This window comes from Dickeya sp. MK7, assembly GCF_000406305.1.
Classification (GTDB): domain Bacteria; phylum Pseudomonadota; class Gammaproteobacteria; order Enterobacterales; family Enterobacteriaceae; genus Dickeya; species Dickeya fangzhongdai.
Genome location: NZ_CM001984.1, coordinates 4,888,282 through 4,905,506 on the forward strand (window position 1 = coordinate 4,888,282; position 17,225 = coordinate 4,905,506).

General features: G+C 54.3%; 14 protein-coding genes and 1 pseudogene. 2 read left to right on the forward strand and 13 right to left on the reverse strand.

The annotated features are described in order from the left end of the window. Window positions 1–272: integrase core domain-containing protein (locus DXXMK7_RS21220; RefSeq protein ID WP_038920730.1), on the forward strand; the 272-nt coding region annotated here is incomplete at its 5' end. Window positions 273–586: 314 nt separating this feature from the next. Here the strand turns inward: DXXMK7_RS21220 and glmS are convergent. Next, the gene (gene glmS, locus DXXMK7_RS21225; protein ID WP_038920731.1) at window positions 587–2,422 is read right to left on the reverse strand and encodes a glutamine--fructose-6-phosphate transaminase (isomerizing); all 1,836 of its coding nucleotides are present in this window, start codon (window positions 2,420–2,422) and stop codon (window positions 587–589) included. A gap of 233 nt (window positions 2,423–2,655) precedes the next feature. After that, window positions 2,656–4,026 (reverse strand): bifunctional UDP-N-acetylglucosamine diphosphorylase/glucosamine-1-phosphate N-acetyltransferase GlmU, encoded by a 1,371-nt coding sequence (gene glmU, locus DXXMK7_RS21230; RefSeq protein WP_038920732.1) that lies wholly within the window; start codon window positions 4,024–4,026, stop codon window positions 2,656–2,658. A gap of 396 nt (window positions 4,027–4,422) precedes the next feature. On the opposite strand from glmU, the gene pelX reads away from it, so the two are divergent. After that, window positions 4,423–6,627, forward strand: coding sequence for a pectate disaccharide-lyase PelX (gene pelX, locus DXXMK7_RS21235; protein ID WP_107760733.1), 2,205 nt, complete (start codon window positions 4,423–4,425; stop codon window positions 6,625–6,627). 128 nt (window positions 6,628–6,755) lie between these two features. On the opposite strand, the gene DXXMK7_RS21240 is transcribed toward pelX, so the two are convergent. The 11 genes and pseudogenes from DXXMK7_RS21240 to mnmG form a co-directional block, all read right to left on the reverse strand. Beyond that, entirely contained in the window at window positions 6,756–7,169 is a 414-nt protein-coding gene (locus DXXMK7_RS21240; protein ID WP_026357867.1) for a F0F1 ATP synthase subunit epsilon, read from the reverse strand. Between the two features lie 29 nt (window positions 7,170–7,198). After that, window positions 7,199–8,581, reverse strand: a complete 1,383-nt coding sequence (gene atpD / locus DXXMK7_RS21245; protein WP_038920735.1) for a F0F1 ATP synthase subunit beta — start codon at window positions 8,579–8,581, stop codon at window positions 7,199–7,201. 48 nt (window positions 8,582–8,629) lie between these two features. After that, window positions 8,630–9,493: a F0F1 ATP synthase subunit gamma gene (gene atpG, locus DXXMK7_RS21250; protein WP_038920736.1), complete on the reverse strand. Its 864-nt coding sequence runs from the start codon at window positions 9,491–9,493 to the stop codon at window positions 8,630–8,632. A gap of 53 nt (window positions 9,494–9,546) precedes the next feature. After that, window positions 9,547–11,088, reverse strand: a complete 1,542-nt coding sequence (gene atpA, locus DXXMK7_RS21255; RefSeq protein ID WP_038664078.1) for a F0F1 ATP synthase subunit alpha — start codon at window positions 11,086–11,088, stop codon at window positions 9,547–9,549. 12 nt (window positions 11,089–11,100) lie between these two features. After that, window positions 11,101–11,634, reverse strand: a complete 534-nt coding sequence (gene atpH / locus DXXMK7_RS21260; RefSeq protein WP_015848478.1) for a F0F1 ATP synthase subunit delta — start codon at window positions 11,632–11,634, stop codon at window positions 11,101–11,103. 14 nt (window positions 11,635–11,648) lie between these two features. Then, window positions 11,649–12,119 carry a F0F1 ATP synthase subunit B gene (gene atpF / locus DXXMK7_RS21265; RefSeq protein ID WP_013320159.1) on the reverse strand — a complete coding sequence of 157 codons (471 nt, stop codon included), beginning with the start codon at window positions 12,117–12,119 and terminating at the stop codon, window positions 11,649–11,651. 65 nt (window positions 12,120–12,184) lie between these two features. Continuing rightward, complete coding sequence (gene atpE / locus DXXMK7_RS21270) at window positions 12,185–12,424, reverse strand: F0F1 ATP synthase subunit C (protein WP_004093904.1); 240 nt, start codon at window positions 12,422–12,424, stop codon at window positions 12,185–12,187. Window positions 12,425–12,472: 48 nt separating this feature from the next. Further along, a complete protein-coding gene (gene atpB / locus DXXMK7_RS21275) occupies window positions 12,473–13,264 on the reverse strand; it encodes a F0F1 ATP synthase subunit A (RefSeq protein ID WP_038664082.1) in 792 nt (263 codons plus the stop codon). A 22-nt stretch (window positions 13,265–13,286) separates the two neighbouring features. Then, window positions 13,287–13,670, reverse strand: coding sequence for a F0F1 ATP synthase subunit I (atpI, locus tag DXXMK7_RS21280; RefSeq protein ID WP_038920737.1), 384 nt, complete (start codon window positions 13,668–13,670; stop codon window positions 13,287–13,289). A 619-nt stretch (window positions 13,671–14,289) separates the two neighbouring features. Continuing rightward, window positions 14,290–14,911 (reverse strand): annotated as a pseudogene (gene rsmG / locus DXXMK7_RS21285) (16S rRNA (guanine(527)-N(7))-methyltransferase RsmG). A gap of 76 nt (window positions 14,912–14,987) precedes the next feature. Beyond that, window positions 14,988–16,877, reverse strand: coding sequence for a tRNA uridine-5-carboxymethylaminomethyl(34) synthesis enzyme MnmG (gene mnmG, locus DXXMK7_RS21290; RefSeq protein WP_038920738.1), 1,890 nt, complete (start codon window positions 16,875–16,877; stop codon window positions 14,988–14,990). Between the last annotated feature and the right edge of the window lie 348 nt (window positions 16,878–17,225).

The window sequence follows — 17,225 nt, forward strand, 5'->3', positions numbered from 1 at the left end:
AATGGGTGGAAGAGCATGGTGTAGCACTGGAATTTATTAAACCGGGCAAGCCGACACAGAATGCCTTTATCGAACGTTTTAACCGGACGTACCGGACAGAAATACTGGATTTTTACCTGTTCAGGACACTGAATGAAGCTCGGGAAATTACGGAGCGCTGGCTGCATGAATATAACAGCGAGCGTCCCCATGAATCGCTGAATAACCTGACGCCGGAGGAATATCGGCTGATGGCTGAAGACCCGGAAATCTCAAAAAGTGTGTGGAACTAAAACGGGTGCGCTTACAATACGTTCGGTAGAGGTATTTATCGCTCAGAAATTCAAATCCGTGATTTCAATGAATTACAGAAAAAAATAGAAACGCTGGAAGATCAGAATGAGAAATTGACCAGAGAAGTCGAATATATAAAAAAGAAACTCAATGAACTGTCGAATAAAATAAAATGATATTTATTACCTAATCGTCCTGTCATTCTTAGATAGGGTGACCAAAAAGCCCTGAGATAAACCCCAGGGCTTTTATTACTCGTTTTTCAGGTTGATATTGAAAAATATCGATTTCGTCGTTTAGACGGAAAACCTTCTTACTCCACCGTCACCGATTTCGCCAGGTTACGCGGCTGGTCCACGTCGGTGCCTTTGATCAGCGCCACATGGTAAGACAGCAGTTGCAACGGCACGGTGTAGAAGATTGGCGCAATCACCTCTTCCACGTGCGGCAACTGAATGATCTTCATCATGTCGCTGTCGGAGGTGAAACCGGCCTGTTCGTCGGCAAACACGTAGAGTTCGCCGCCGCGGGCGCGGACTTCTTCGATGTTGGATTTCAGTTTTTCCAGCAGGTCGTTGTTAGGTGCGACCACCACCACCGGCATATCCGCGTCGATCAGCGCCAGCGGGCCGTGCTTCAGTTCACCCGCCGCATAGGCTTCCGCATGGATATAGGAGATCTCCTTGAGTTTGAGCGCCCCTTCCATCGCAATCGGGTACTGGTCGCCGCGCCCCAGGAACAAGGCGTGATGCTTGTCGGAGAAACCTTCCGCCAGCGATTCGATCAGCTTGTCCTGCGACAACATCTGTTCGATACGCGCCGGCAACGCCTGCAGAGCATGCACGATATCGTGTTCGATACGGGCATCCATACCGCGCAGGCGACCGATACGCGCCACCAGCATCAGCAACACCGTCAACTGGGTGGTAAACGCCTTGGTGGACGCCACGCCGATTTCAGTGCCGGCACGGGTCATCAACGCCAGATCCGACTCGCGCACCAGCGATGAACCCGCCACGTTGCAAATCGCCAACGAGCCCAGATATCCCAGCTCTTTCGACAAACGTAATGCCGCCAGCGTGTCGGCGGTTTCGCCGGACTGGGACAGGGTAATCATCAGGCTGTTGGCGCGCACCGCCGGTTTGCGGTAACGGAATTCAGATGCGATTTCCACGTCGCACGGAATCCCCGCCAGCGACTCGAACCAGTAGCGCGACACCATGCCGGAGTTGTAAGACGTGCCGCAGGCGATAATCTGGATATGCTGGACTTTTGCCAGCAGCGCATCGGCTTGCGGGCCAAGCTCGGACAGGTTGATTTCGCCGTGGCTAAAACGCCCTTCCAGGGTGTTTTTGATCGCCATCGGCTGTTCGTAGATCTCTTTCTGCATGTAGTGACGGTACGCGCCTTTGTCGCCAGCGTCGTACTGTACTTTTGATTCAATCTCTTCGCGATTAACGTCCTGCCCCTGACGGTTAACGATACGTACCGTACGACGAGTGACTTCAGCGATATCGCCTTCTTCCAGAAAGATGAAACGGCGGGTTACCGGCAGCAGCGCCAGCTGGTCGGAGGCAATGAAGTTTTCGCCCACGCCGCGGCCAATCACCAGCGGGCTACCGGAGCGCGCGGCAACCAGCACGTTGGGGTCGCGGCTATCCAGCAGCACCATGCCGTACGCGCCGCGCAGCTGCGGGATAACGCGCTGCACGATGTCCAGCAGCGAACCGCCGCTCTGCTGCTGTTCCCAGTGCACCAGATGCGCCACTACTTCGGTATCGGTTTCGGAGACAAAACGATAACCACGGGATACCAGCAGCTCGCGCAGCGGCTCATGGTTTTCGATAATCCCGTTGTGCACCACGATAATGTGCTCCGACACATGCGGGTGAGCATTTTGTTCGGACGGCTCGCCGTGAGTCGCCCAGCGGGTGTGAGCGATACCGGTTCCGCCGACCAGCGGCTGCTCTTCCGCCGCCTGCGCCAGCACCTGCACCTTACCCAGACGGCGCAGGCGGGACACCTGTCCTTCGCCATTCACCACCGCCAGACCGGCAGAGTCATAACCACGGTACTCGAGGCGGCGTAGCCCCTCCAGCAGGATCTCAGCAATATCTCGTTGCGCAACAGCGCCTACAATTCCACACATCGGTTGTATTCCTGTAAAAGTGACATATTGTGTCACCACGATGTCTTTAGACCTGATTGTTCCGGTTTATTCCGGGTTCCCCGAGCCTTGTAGAGAATGGGGAATTATTATGTTTTGGCCTGCGCTCGCCAGCGCAACGCAGGCCAAAACCGTCTTATCTCAAGACGCATTCCGCCCTCGGATCCTTTTTCTTCCACGCGTCAGCGGGGATCGCAGCATCCGAGGGGGTAAGACTATTTTTTCTTCACCGGACGTTTCCAGCCCGTGATATGGGTCTGTTTGACGCGGCTGATGACCAGTTCATTTTCACCCACATTACGGGTTACCGTAGTGCCCGCAGCGATGGTTGCGCCGTTGGCCACCTTGACCGGCGCGATCAACTGGCTATCCGAACCGACGAACACGTCGTCGCCGATAACCGTCTGGTGCTTGTTGGCGCCATCGTAGTTACAGGTAATGACGCCCGCGCCGATGTTCACGCCCGCGCCGATATCAGCGTCGCCGAGGTAGGTCAGATGACCGGCCTTCGACCCTTTGCCGAGACGCGCTTTCTTCAATTCGACGAAGTTACCTACGTGCGCGTCCTCTTCCAGCACCGCGCCGGGGCGCAGGCGGGCGAACGGGCCGATAGTACAACGCGCTTCCAGCACCGCGTTTTCCACCACGGTGTAAGGGCTGAGTTCGCAATCGTCGCCGATCACGCTATTTTTGATCACGCAGCCCGCGCCGATTTTAACCCGATTACCCAACGTCACCCGGCCTTCCAGAATGACATTGGCATCGATCGTCACATCACGCCCGTGCTCCAGTTCGCCACGCAGATCAAAACGGGCCGGATCCAGCAGCATGACGCCCGCCAGCAATAACTGCTCGGCTTGCTCGCGCTGATAAGTGCGCTCCAGCGTCGCCAGTTGCAGGCGGTTGTTGATGCCTTCCACTTCGCTCAGTCGCGCCGGCTGCACCGCCACCACGCGCTGGCCTTCCTGCGCCGCCATGGCGATGATATCGGTAAGATAATATTCGCCCTGCACATTGTGATTATTGAGCTGGCTTAACCAACGCTTCAAATCACGACCGCCCGCCACCAGAATGCCGGTGTTGATTTCATTGATCGCACGCTGCTGCTCGGTGGCGTCTTTGTGCTCAACGATCCCCACCACTTCGCCGTTGTCCCGCACAATACGGCCGTAACCGCTGGGGTCGGCCAGATTGACGGTCAGCAGGCCAATCCCGCCTTGCGGCTTGGCCGCCACCAGACGTTGCAGCGTTTCAGGGGAGATAAGCGGCACATCGCCGTACAGAATCAGGATGTCTTCGTTATCGTCAAAACCGTCGGCCGCCTGCTGCACCGCATGACCGGTTCCCAACTGCTCGGCCTGCAATACCCAGTTAAGCGACGTTTCCGTCAGCGTTTCCCGGATCAGATCCGCGCCATGCCCGTAAACCAGGTGAATGCGCCGGGCGCCAACGTCCATCGCGGCATCAATTACATGCTGAACAATGGGTTTACCCGCCAGAGGGTGGAGGACTTTGGGAAGATCGGAATACATGCGGGTTCCCTTGCCGGCGGCGAGGATAACCACACTCATTGCACTGTTTGACATAGGCATCCTGACTAAAAACTGAATGGTGTCCCGCTGAAGGCGGACGAACGAAAGTAAACCCGTTATCGCGCCGGATTACTACATATTTTTCAGCGAAAAATACGTCTCAGAGCCAATCCGGGGCTGAAAAAATACAGTCATCAGAGTTTACCCAACCCGGCAGGATTTGGGTAATGCGAAACGCGCTCGCCGCCGGTTTTCTCCGACCGTGCTCAGACATAAAACACGCGAGGAATACAAACCGCTGTTTCATAAAATCGAGACCGGGATAACAAAATGAAACTAATTGTTTCATCAGGTGAATTCTGCCGTTCAGTTTGTGAAGCAGCCAAAAGAAACAGTGTTTCATTTTTTGACATAATGCGCCGATCAATAACAAATAATGATGGGGAAAACATGAAATACGCTGCTTCGGGGCTTCTCTCTGTCGCCCTAAATTCTTTTTTGCTTCTGGGTTCCAATACCGCCTTTGCCGCCACTCAGGATACCGCGCCAGTCTGGCATAGCATCGCGTTCGGCCAGTCCACGGATGTGAATTTCGCGACCAACGTCCTGCCGGACAAGGTGGGCGTCAACGACGTCACCATCAACGGCAAAAAGCTGACAGTAAATGACAAGGTCGACCTCTCCGCGCCGATCACTATCGAAAGCCGGGGAGGAAAAATCGCCAATACGCATGACGGCTTGACCTTCTTCTACACGCAGTTGCCCGCCAACGTGAATTTCACGCTGCAATCCGATGTGACGGTCGATCAGTTCGGCCCGGAAAGCGACGCCAAACCCAACGCTCAGGAAGGCGCCGGCCTGCTGGTGCGCGATATTCTCGGCGTACCGCGTCAGGAGCCGTTGAAAGAGGGATACGAAGAGTTTCCTGCGGCATCGAATATGGTGATGAACGCCATCATGACGCAGGATAAAAAATCGAAAACCGAAGTGAAGATGCAGCTCATCAGCCGCGATGGCGTTACGCAGCCCTGGGGTAATACCAACGCACAAATCACCCGCGCCAGCTATCAGGAAAAAATCAATCTGGAACAAACGCCAACGTTCCGCCTGAAACTGGAACGCACGGATGACGGCTTTATCACCTCTTATGCGCCCAAGGGCAGCGACCAGTGGGTCAGCAAGACGGTAAAAGGCGCGGATTTAGTCACTCATCAGGACAAGAATCACTACTATGTGGGGTTCTTCGCCTCCCGTAACGCGAAGATCACCATCAGCAATGCCAGTCTGACCACCAGCCCGGCCAACACCAAACCTTCCGCCCCATTCAAAGCAGAAGTCAATGCGCCGTTGTTGCAGGTTGCATCGTCCCCGCTCTCCGCCAGCGAGACCTACCCGGTACAGGCGCGGGTCAATTACAACGGCACTATTGAAGTGTTCCAGAACGGCAAATCGCTCGGCAAACCGCAAAAAATTCGCGCCGGCGATTATTTCTCTCTTACCGCGAAGCTGACGCAGCCTAAATCCGATTTCAAACTGGTTTACCTGCCGGGTGAAGGCGAAGACAAAACGGCGAAAGAAACCTCGTTCAGCGTGGAAAAAATCAAGCTGGCCGATGCCAAAAATCTGTATGTTTCTCCGGAAGGCAAAGCCGACAACAACGGCAGCAAGAACGCGCCGCTGGATATCAAAACGGCCATTAACGCCCTGCAGGCCGGCGGCACGCTGTGGTTGATGGACGGCGATTACAGCGCCACCGTGATTCCGGTCAGCGCCAGCGGCAACGCCAACGGCATTAAAACGTTGATGCCGGCCGGCAAAAAAGCGGTATTCCACGGGCTACAGCTCAACGCCAGCTACTGGAAAGTCAAAGGCGTTGAAATCACGGAAAAAAGCTTCCGTATTGAGGGCAGCTACAACCAGATTGAACGCGTGCTGGCGCACCACTGCGACAACACCGGTATTCAGGTTTCCTCCAGCGACAGCGTGGGTCGTCCGCTGTGGGCCAGCCATAACCTGATTCTGAACTCGGAATCGCACAGCAATCAGGATCCCAGCAAAAAAGATGCGGACGGCTTCGCCGTGAAAATGCGCGTCGGCGAGGGTAACGTGATTCGCGGCGCATTCTCCCATGACAATGTTGATGACGGCTTCGACCTGTTCAACAAAATTGAAGACGGCCCGAACGGGGTTGTGGTGATCGAGAATTCCATTTCGGTCAACAACACCAGCAACGGCTTTAAACTGGGGGGCGAAGGCCAGCCAGTGGCTCATCAGGTGAAAAATAGCATCGCTATCGGCAACCACATGGACGGGTTCAGCGACAACTTCAACCCAGGCGCGCTGCAAGTCACCAACAACATCGCGCTGGATAACGTTCGCTTCAACTTTATCTTCCGCCCAAGCCCTTACTATGGCCCGGAAAAACAAGGGATTTTCAAAAACAACGTTTCGCTGCGTACTCAACCCGGTAAGTATGACGATGCGGTGGTGGGCCGAGTGGATGCCAGCAACTATTTCATCAAGAATAACCGTGCGCTCAACAGTCAGGGCAAGGAGATCACCACGGCGAATTACAAATCCGTCGCGGTGCCGGCGGTCTTCAGTCGCGATGAAAAAGGCAATCTGCAATTGGGTGATTTTCTGAAGAAGAAATAACCGGCATAAATCTGAGGGCGCCAAAAGCGGCGCCCGTCAACACCAGCCCGACGGCGCGTCGGGCATAAAAAAAGCCAGCTGATTCAGCTGGCTTTTTTACATCTGCATGATGGTTACATCTGCATCTGTTACATCGCTTTTTTGGTCAGCTCAATGACGCGCAGTTTGGCAATGGCTTTTGCCAGATCGGCAGAAGCCTGAGCATAATCCACATCACCGTGTGAATTGCGGATATGCTCTTCCGCTCTGCGTTTCGCTTCCAGCGCACGCGCTTCATCAAGATCCTGCCCACGAATGGCGGTATCGGACAGCACGGTCACCATGTTCGGCTGTACCTCAAGGATACCGCCGGACAGGTAGATATACTCTTCTTCGCCGTGCTGTTTAACAATGCGCACCATACCAGGCTTAATGGCCGTGAGCAGGGGGGCGTGGCCAGGATAGATTCCCAGTTCGCCTTCGCTACCGGTCACCTGGATCTTCTGCACCAGACCGGAAAACATTGCCTGTTCCGCACTAACGACATCCAGATGGTAAGTCATAGCAGCCATATCACCCTCCTATCAAGGCGTTACAGTTTCTTGGCTTTTTCCACTACTTCGTCAATGGAACCAACCATGTAGAACGCCTGTTCCGGCAGGTGGTCGTATTCGCCTTCCATAATGCCTTTGAAACCACGGATGGTGTCTTTCAGCGTCACGTATTTACCCGGAGAACCGGTGAAGACTTCAGCTACGAAGAACGGCTGGGACAGGAAGCGCTGGATCTTACGCGCACGGGATACCACCAGCTTGTCTTCTTCAGACAGCTCGTCCATACCCAGAATCGCGATGATGTCCTTCAGTTCCTGGTAACGCTGCAGAATGGACTGCACGCCACGCGCCACATCGTAGTGCTCCTGACCCACAACCAGCGGATCCAACTGACGGCTGGTGGAATCCAGCGGGTCAACGGCCGGGTAGATACCCAGAGATGCGATCTGACGGCTCAGCGTTACAGTTGAGTCCAGATGCGCAAAGGTAGTTGCCGGAGACGGGTCAGTCAGGTCGTCCGCAGGCACGTAAACGGCCTGGATGGAGGTGATTGAACCTGTCTTGGTGGAGGTAATACGCTCCTGCAACACACCCATCTCTTCCGCCAGCGTCGGCTGATAGCCTACTGCAGACGGCATACGACCCAGCAGCGCGGATACTTCGGTCCCCGCCAGGGTGTAACGGTAGATGTTGTCGACGAACAACAGAACGTCACGGCCTTCGTCACGGAATTTCTCCGCCATAGTCAGACCGGTCAGCGCCACGCGCAGACGGCTTCCAGGCGGCTCGTTCATCTGGCCATACACCAGCGATACTTTGTCGATAACGTTGGAGTCGGTCATTTCGTGGTAGAAGTCGTTACCTTCACGGGTACGCTCGCCCACGCCTGCAAACACGGAGTAACCGGAGTGCTCGATCGCGATGTTACGGATCAGCTCCATCATGTTTACGGTTTTACCTACACCCGCACCACCGAACAGACCGACTTTACCGCCCTTCGCAAACGGACAGATCAGGTCGATAACCTTGATGCCGGTTTCCAGCAGTTCCTGAGAGTTGGACAGTTCTTCATACGTCGGTGCCGCGCGGTGAATCGCCCAGCGCTCTTCTTCGCCAATCGGCCCTTTCATGTCGACCGGTTCACCCAGTACGTTCATGATACGACCCAGCGTAGCCTTACCAACCGGTACTTCGATCGGATGCGCCAGGTTGGTGACTTTCAGACCACGACGCAGACCGTCCGAAGAACCCATTGCAATACAACGAACCAGACCGCCGCCCAGCTGCTGCTGCACTTCCAGCACCAGCTTCTCAGCCTCTTTCTCTACCTCAAGGGCGTCGTACACATTCGGTACGGCATCCTGAGGGAACTCGACGTCCACCACGGCGCCGATTACCTGGATAATCTTTCCAGTAGCCATCTTGAATCCTCTACGTAATTCGACAATACGTAATTCGTAAAACCTGATTTAAACCGCGGAGGCTCCCGATACGATTTCGGTGAGTTCCTGAGTGATGCTTGCCTGACGAGCCTTGTTGTAAACCAACTGCAGCTCTTTGATCAGGTTGCCGCCGTTATCCGTTGCGGCCTTCATCGCTACCATTCGCGCGGCCTGTTCACTGGCCAGGTTTTCTACGACGCCCTGATAAACCTGAGACTCCACATAGCGGCGCAACAGGGTATCCAGTAGCGACTTAGGATCGGGTTCATACAGGTAATCCCAGGATTTTTTCGTCAGCTCGCCCTCTTCCGCCGGAGGCAGCGGCAGCAGCTGAACAACTTGTGGAACCTGAGACATGGTATTGATGAACTTGTTGCTCACCACGTACAGTTTGTCCAGACGACCTTCGTCGTAGGCCTGCAGCATGACTTTCACCGGCCCGATCAATTCGGACAGCGAAGGGTTATCCCCCATGCCGGTAACCTGAGCAACAATGTTTGCGCCTACTGAACCGAAGAAAGAGACGCCTTTGGAACCAATCATCGCCAAATCGATCTCGGCGCCTTTTTCATTCCAGGCTTTCATTTCGCCCAGCAGCTTCTTGAACAGGTTGATGTTCAGGCCGCCACACAGGCCACGGTCGGTAGACACCACCAGATACCCGACGCGCTTGACGTCACGCTCTTCCAGGTACGGGTGTTTATATTCCAGATTCCCTAACGCAAGGTGACCAATCACTTTGCGTATGGTTTCCGCATAAGGACGGCTGGCCGCCATACGATCCTGCGATTTACGCATTTTGGAAGCGGCGACCATTTCCATCGCTTTGGTGATCTTCTGCGTGTTCTGGACGCTTCCGATCTTACTACGTATCTCTTTTGCGCCGGCCATCTTAGCTTCTCCTCAATGCCTAGCGGCCTGCCGTTAAGGCAGGCCACGGGGCGTTACCAGGACTGGGTTGCCTTAAAGGTATCGAGGATGCTTTTGAATTTACCCTCGATCTCATCGTTATAAGCGCCAGTCTGGTCGATCTGCTGCAGAAGCTCGCCGTGCTCACGGCTGGCATAGGCCAGCAGCGCGGCTTCGAAACTGCCGACTTTCGCCAGTTCAACGTCTTCCAGATAACCGCGTTCAGCTGCGAACAGCACCAGAGACTGCTGCGCAACGGACATCGGCGCATACTGTTTCTGTTTCAGCAACTCGGTCACTTTCTGACCGTGGCTCAGCTGTTTACGGGTCGCGTCGTCCAGATCGGAAGCAAACTGGGAGAAAGCCGCCAGTTCGCGGTACTGCGCCAGCGCGGTACGAATACCACCGGACAGTTTCTTCATGATCTTGGTCTGCGCGGCGCCGCCCACACGGGATACGGAGATCCCTGGGTTAACCGCCGGACGGATACCGGAGTTGAACAGGTTGGATTCCAGGAAGATCTGACCGTCGGTAATCGAGATAACGTTGGTCGGAACGAACGCGGAAACGTCGCCAGCCTGCGTTTCGATGATCGGCAGCGCGGTCAGAGAACCGGTTTTCCCTTTTACTTCCCCTTTGGTAAAGGCTTCCACGTACTCGGCGTTAACACGCGCGGCACGCTCCAGCAGACGGGAATGCAGGTAGAAAACGTCGCCCGGATAAGCTTCACGACCCGGCGGACGACGCAGCAGCAGGGAAATCTGACGATAAGCGACAGCCTGCTTGGACAGATCATCATAAATGATCAGCGCGTCTTCACCGCGATCGCGGAAGTATTCGCCCATAGCGCAACCGGCATACGGCGCCAGGTATTGCAGCGCAGCAGACTCGGAGGCAGTTGCCACCACCACGATGGTGTTGGACAGCGCGCCGTGCTCTTCCAGTTTACGCACCACGTTGGAAATCGTGGAGGCTTTCTGGCCGATAGCGACGTAAATACATTTAATGCCGGAATCGCGCTGGTTGATGATGGCGTCAATCGCCAGTGCGGTTTTACCGGTCTGACGGTCGCCGATGACCAGTTCACGCTGACCACGGCCGATCGGAATCATGGCGTCAACGGACTTGTAACCGGTTTGAACCGGCTGATCAACGGACTGACGGTCGATAACGCCCGGCGCGATGGTTTCTACAGGAGAAAATCCGTCGTGCTCCAGCGGACCTTTACCGTCGATCGGCGCACCCAGCGTGTTCACTACGCGACCCAGCAGGCCACGGCCAACCGGCACTTCCAGAATACGGCCGGTGCATTTTACTTTCATGCCTTCGGCCAGATCCGCGTACGGACCCATAACTACCGCACCGACGGAGTCGCGCTCCAGGTTCAGTGCGATCGCGTAACGGTTGCCCGGCAGGGAAATCATTTCACCCTGCATAACATCGGCCAGGCCGTGTACGCGAATGATCCCGTCACTGACGGAAACAATCGTACCTTCGTTGTGAGCTTCGCTCACGACGTTGAACTGAGCAATCCGCTGCTTGATCAGTTCACTGATTTCGGTGGAATTCAGTTGCATGCTCCAGTCCCCTTAAGACTGCAAGACGTCTGCCAGACGTTCCAGACGACCGCGAATACTGCCGTCTATCACCATATCGCCCGCGCGGATCACCACGCCGGCCATAACAGACTTATCAATTTTGCAATTCAGCTTCACTTTACGTGACAGACGTTGTTCCATCGCAGCGGTTATCCCGGATAACTGCTGCTCGCTCAACGTGGCGGCGGAAATCACCTCGACATCCACGGTCGATTCCAGCTCCGCGCGCAATTGAACAAACTGTTCCAGCACTTCAGGCAGCACCGGCAAACGTCCGTTTTCAGCCATAACCCGGATCAGGTTCTGGCCCGCTTCATCCAGTTGATCACCACACACGGTAATGAACGTTTGCGCCATGGTCTGGGGAGCGATGGCCCCGGCAAGCATCCCGGCAATATGTTCATTACGCGCAACCTCGGCGGCAAATGCCAGCATCTGCTGCCAGCGATCAAGCGCCTGGTTCTCAACGGCAAAGTCAAAAGCTGCTTTGGCGTAGGGGCGAGCTACCGTGACAAATTCAGACATCGGCCCCTCCCTCCTTACAGTTCAGCGACCAGTTTATCAACGATGTCGCTGTTGGCAGCTTCATCCACGGAACGTTCAATAATTTTCTCGGCACCGGCAATCGCCAGAATGGCAACCTGCTTACGCAACTCTTCACGGGCACGTTTGCGTTCGGCTTCGATTTCAGCCTGCGCCTGCGCCACGATTTTGTTGCGTTCCGCTTCCGCTTCCGCTTTGGCTTCGTCCAGAATCTGAGCACGCTGTTTGCTTGCCTGCTCGATGATCACCTGAGCTTCCGCTTTGGCTTTCTTCAGTTGGTCGGTCGCATTGGCCTGCGCTAAGTTCAGATCTTTTTTGGCACGTTCGGCAGAAGCAAGACCGTCAGCAATTTCTTTCTGACGCTTTTCAATGGCAGCCATAATCGGCGGCCATACATACTTCATGCAGAACCAGACAAACAGGACGAACGCAATGGCCTGGCCGAGGATTGTTGCGTTAAGATTCACAGCACAATGCCTCTTTCATGAGTTAAATGAGTCGATGTCTTTTTACCTGGTAAGCTCACGCTTACTTAGGCCACTGCGAACATCACGTACAGACCCAGACCTACCGCGATCATCGGGATAGCATCCACCAGACCCATAACGATAAAGAACTGTGTACGCAGCAGCGGGATCAGGTCAGGCTGGCGGGCAGCACCTTCCAAAAATTTACCACCCAGAATGCCGATACCGATTGCAGCACCGATTGCCGCCAGACCCATCATCACAGCGGCAGCCATGTACAGCAGATCCATACTCAGGTTTTCCATGACAGTCTCCAGTTTGTTTCAGTTAAAACGTTGTAGTGTTGTGAAAAATCAATGCTCTTCAGATGCCATCGAAAGATAAACAACTGTCAGAACCATGAAGATAAAAGCCTGCAGCGTAATAATCAGAATGTGGAAAATGGCCCAAGGCACATTCAGAATCCACTGTGACCACCACGGCAACAGACCGGCAATCAGGATGAAGATCAACTCACCCGCATACATGTTGCCAAACAGTCGCAAGCCGAGAGAAACCGGTTTGGACAGCAGGCTGACCCCTTCAAGAATCAAGTTGATGGGAATAAAAACAGGATGATTGAACGGTTGCATGGTCAGTTCTTTGACGAACCCGCCCACGCCTTTCATCTTTATGCTGTAGAACAGAATCAGGATGAATACGCCCAGCGCCATAGACAGCGTGACGTTCACGTCGGCGGAAGGCACCACACGCAGGTAAGCATGCGCAGGATCATGACCAAGAGCGCTATAGATATGCGCCCAGATTTGCGGCAGCAAGTCGATAGGCAACAGATCCATCAGGTTCATCATGAAAACCCAGACGAAAACGGTCAGCGCCAGCGGTGCGATCAGCTTGCTTTTTCCATGGAACATGTCGCGCACGCTGCCATCGACAAATCCCACCACCAGTTCGACCGCCGTTTGCAGTTTACCCGGAACGCCGCTGGTCGCGGTCTTGGCAACCTTGCGGAAGATCGCCAGAAAGAGTACGCCGAGCACCACGGAGAAAAACATCGAGTCGACGTTAATCGCCCAAAATCCCGTGCCCACCTGCAAATGGGTCAGGTGGTGACCGATATACTCTTGCGGAGTAGATGCAGACATGATGTCTCTTACCCTTTTGTTGTTAACTACGGTAACGGTTAATTACAGCCGGTGCCACGATCTGCGTGATCAGCACCACTAAGTACGTCAGGCCAAGCGGAAAAAATGCCGCATGAAACACACCCAACGCCACCACCAACAGCACGATGGTGAAGAGCATTTTCAGCGCTTCCCCAACGGCAAACGACCAAGCTACCCGACCTTCCGGTGGCTTGTCCGTCTGATGCCGCACGGCAAACAGTATGAACACCATGTTTGGCAGCCAGGCTGCCAACCCCCCAGCCAGTGCGGAAACGCCCGCCTTAACGCCGCCAACGCAAAACGCCGCGCTGACAACGAGAATCACCGTTAGCTGCAACAACAGTGACAATCGGGCGATTTTCCCACTGTAAAGGGATACAGACATGACGATTCTCCGTACCTTTTCAGAGGTATGCTGAATGACCGTATAAAACTGCCTTTGCAGTACCGAGTCAAGCAGCGAAAAACGAGCAAATTATACGGGTCATCCATGCGAATTCAATCGATAAGTAGCAAAAAGGTGAACGATTATTTAAATTTATTTCCGAAGCCTTATTTTCACCAACTATCCCCGAAGTCCATTTTGGAGACCCGGCGCATCCGACGCCGACAATATGTGATATTTCTCACATAAAATTGAACTAGTGCTTTTATATCTGAATTGTTTTTTTTTGTCTTTAGCAAAAAAAGCCATTTATCTTTTTTAATTTCAATAATTTAAAAAAGAACATTCACAAAACAGCACGAATACAGCCTCAAAACCATCTATTGACAAGCAGGATATTTTTTTCTCATGTTTTTAACACAGTTTTGCCATCAAATCCCTTTAGAAACATGAAAGCATTCTGTCGCCAGATCGATTTTCTTTCCCCGCGATAGAAGGTTATACAGCAGAGTTGTAAAATTTCAGTGAATACGGAAGATTACTCAGGTCATTATTTCATTTTTAGCTATCAGCCTGAGAATCTTACAACTATTCATGATTTTTTTGATAAATGACAAAATCAGTTGGGCTTAAGCACCACCAGATGTCGTTCCCCTTCCAGTTCGGGAACCGACAGAGGAACCACGTTCTCGACCGTCACGCCCTGCGGCAGCAATCCCATCTCTTCATGCGGAACAATGCCTTTCAGAGCATAAAAAACGCCCCTGCGGACGCGACGGCAAATGATGACACCAATTCACCATATCCTGCAGCGACGCGAAGGCCCGGCTAATAACGCCGTCAAACGGCGGTTCTGCCGGAAAATCCTCCACCCGGCTCTGCACGGGTTCGATATTGCCCAGATTCAGCTCATGCTGAACCTGACGCAGGAAACGAACCCGTTTTCCCAGGCTATCCAGCAGGACAAAATGCGCATCCGGGCGGGCGATAGCCAGCGGCACGCCGGGCAGGCCGGGGCCGGTGCCGACGTCGATGAAACGGTTTCCGATCAGATGCGGCTCAACCACCAGGCTGTCCATGATATGGCGGATCAGCATCTGCTCCGGTTCACGTACCGATGTCAGGTTATAAGCCTTGTTCCATTTGTGGAGTAACGCCACATACTGAAGCAACTGATCTTTCTGCCGATCGGTCAGCGCCATTCCGGCGCGCTGCAGCAGGCTGTTGAGTGTATCGAGCACGAATGAATCCTGATTGTCGGTTAATGCAACATGGCCGCGAAAAGCGGCCATGCGTCAACGTAAGCGGTAGCGTTTCTCAGGCGCTGCGGCGCAGCATACCCTGTTTTTTCAGCCAGACCAGCAGAATCGAGATGGCGGCGGGCGTGACGCCGGAAATACGCGATGCCTGACCAATCGATCCCGGTTTGTGATCGTTAAGTTTGGCGATCACCTCGTTTGACAAGCCGGTCACCTGACGATAATCCAGATCTGCCGGCAGCAAGGTGTTTTCGTTGCGCAGCTGCTTTTCGATCTCATCCTGCTGGCGGGCGATATAGCCTTCGTATTTGACCTGAATCTCCACCTGCTCGGCTGCCTCGGCATCACACAACGCCGGCGCGAACATCGGTAACCCGGTCAGTTGCGCGTAATCCATTTCCGGGCGTCTTAACAGCTCTTCGCCATTGGCCTCGCGCGATAACGGCGATTTCAGCAGGCTGTTGATCTGCTCTACGCCTTCAGACTGCGGGTGGACCAGCACATCGCGCAGACGCTGGCGTTCTTTCTCGATATTTTCCAGCTTCTCATTGAAACGCGCCCAGCGTTCGTCATCCACCATGCCCAGCTCGCGACCCATCGCGGTCAGGCGCAGATCGGCATTATCTTCGCGCAGCATCAGGCGGTATTCGGCGCGGGAGGTAAACATGCGATAAGGTTCTTTCGTCCCCAGTGTACAGAGATCATCTACCAGTACACCGATGTAGGCCTGATCGCGGCGCGGCGTCCAGCCTTCCTGATCAAACGCCAGGCGAGCGGCGTTCAACCCCGCCAGCATCCCCTGCGCCGCGGCTTCTTCGTAACCGGTAGTGCCGTTGATCTGCCCGGCGAAAAACAGATTGTGGATAAATTTGCTTTCCAGCGTCGGTTTCAGGTCACGCGGGTCAAAATAATCATACTCAATGGCGTAACCCGGTCGAACGATACGCGCGTTCTCCATGCCGTCCATAGAGCGAACGATTTGCCACTGCACATCGAACGGCAGGCTGGTGGAGATGCCGTTCGGGTAAATTTCGTTACTGGTCAGCCCTTCCGGCTCCAGGAAAATCTGGTGCGCGTTACGATCGGCAAACCGCATCACCTTGTCTTCGATCGACGGGCAATAGCGAGGGCCGATCCCTTCGATCACCCCGGCATACATCGGACTGCGATCCAGATTGCTGCGGATCACGTCGTGGGTGCGTTCATTGGTGTGGGTGATGTAGCACGGCATCTGCGCCGGATGTTCGCTGGCTTTGCCCAGAAACGAGAAGACCGGCATCGGATCGTCGCCATGCTGCGGCGTCAGAACGCTGAAATCGATGGTACGGGCGTCGATACGCGGCGGCGTACCGGTTTTCAGACGGCCGACGCGTAACGGCAACTCGCGCAGACGGTGCGACAGAGAAATGGAAGGCGGATCGCCGGCGCGCCCGCCGCTGTAGTTGTCCAGGCCAATATGGATCTTGCCGTCCAGGAAGGTGCCAACCGTCAGCACCACGGCTTTGGCGCGGAATTTAAGCCCCATTTGGGTAACCGCGCCGACGACACGATCGTTTTCCACAATCAGATCTTCCACCGCCTGCTGGAAGAGCGTCAGGTTGGGTTGGTTCTCCAGCGCGGTGCGTACCGCCTGACGGTACAATACCCGGTCTGCCTGAGCGCGGGTGGCGCGTACCGCCGGGCCTTTGCTGGAGTTTAGTATCCTAAACTGAATACCGGCGCGATCGATCGCGCGCGCCATCAGGCCGCCCATGGCATCGATCTCTTTTACCAGATGGCCTTTCCCGATACCGCCGATCGCCGGGTTGCAGGACATCTGGCCCAGCGTATCTATGTTGTGCGTCAGTAAAAGGGTTTGACGTCCCATTCGGGCTGAGGCCATAGCGGCTTCAGTGCCCGCATGACCGCCACCGATCACGATGACGTCAAAAGGATCCGGATAAAACATGGTGCTACACCTCGCGTGGTTGCGAACGATCGTTACTTGCCCTGGGGTGGGGGATTCTACTTAAGTTTGTGCCGTCGACCAAGTGTGTTGGATCGTCGGGTAGTTAAAGAAAGATCTTTTTTATTTAAAGATCTCTTTATTAGATCTCTTATTAGGATCCCGGTTGGTTGTGGATAAGGCGGGATCCAAAAAGAAGATCAATGGGTTATTGCCGATCACTAGCTGTGAATGATCGGTGATCCCAGTCTGTATTAGCTGGGATCTGAAAGGGTAATTATGCACAGCTCAAAAAAGCATCTGACGTTGTTATCTGGATAACTACGGGTTTTCCCCGGCATTTAAAGTTAT

Coding starts and splice junctions, on each gene's coding strand:
- atpD (WP_038920735.1), bottom strand. CDS start 8,581: ATGGCTACTGGAAAGATTATCCAGGTAATCGGCGCCGTGGTGGACGTC.
- atpA (WP_038664078.1), bottom strand. CDS start 11,088: ATGCAACTGAATTCCACCGAAATCAGTGAACTGATCAAGCAGCGGATT.
- pelX (WP_107760733.1), top strand. CDS start 4,423: ATGAAATACGCTGCTTCGGGGCTTCTCTCTGTCGCCCTAAATTCTTTT.
- atpH (WP_015848478.1), bottom strand. CDS start 11,634: ATGTCTGAATTTGTCACGGTAGCTCGCCCCTACGCCAAAGCAGCTTTT.
- atpG (WP_038920736.1), bottom strand. CDS start 9,493: ATGGCCGGCGCAAAAGAGATACGTAGTAAGATCGGAAGCGTCCAGAAC.
- glmS (WP_038920731.1), bottom strand. CDS start 2,422: ATGTGTGGAATTGTAGGCGCTGTTGCGCAACGAGATATTGCTGAGATC.
- DXXMK7_RS21240 (WP_026357867.1), bottom strand. CDS start 7,169: ATGACTTACCATCTGGATGTCGTTAGTGCGGAACAGGCAATGTTTTCC.
- mnmG (WP_038920738.1), bottom strand. CDS start 16,877: ATGTTTTATCCGGATCCTTTTGACGTCATCGTGATCGGTGGCGGTCAT.
- atpI (WP_038920737.1), bottom strand. CDS start 13,670: ATGTCTGTATCCCTTTACAGTGGGAAAATCGCCCGATTGTCACTGTTG.
- atpB (WP_038664082.1), bottom strand. CDS start 13,264: ATGTCTGCATCTACTCCGCAAGAGTATATCGGTCACCACCTGACCCAT.
- atpE (WP_004093904.1), bottom strand. CDS start 12,424: ATGGAAAACCTGAGTATGGATCTGCTGTACATGGCTGCCGCTGTGATG.
- glmU (WP_038920732.1), bottom strand. CDS start 4,026: ATGTCAAACAGTGCAATGAGTGTGGTTATCCTCGCCGCCGGCAAGGGA.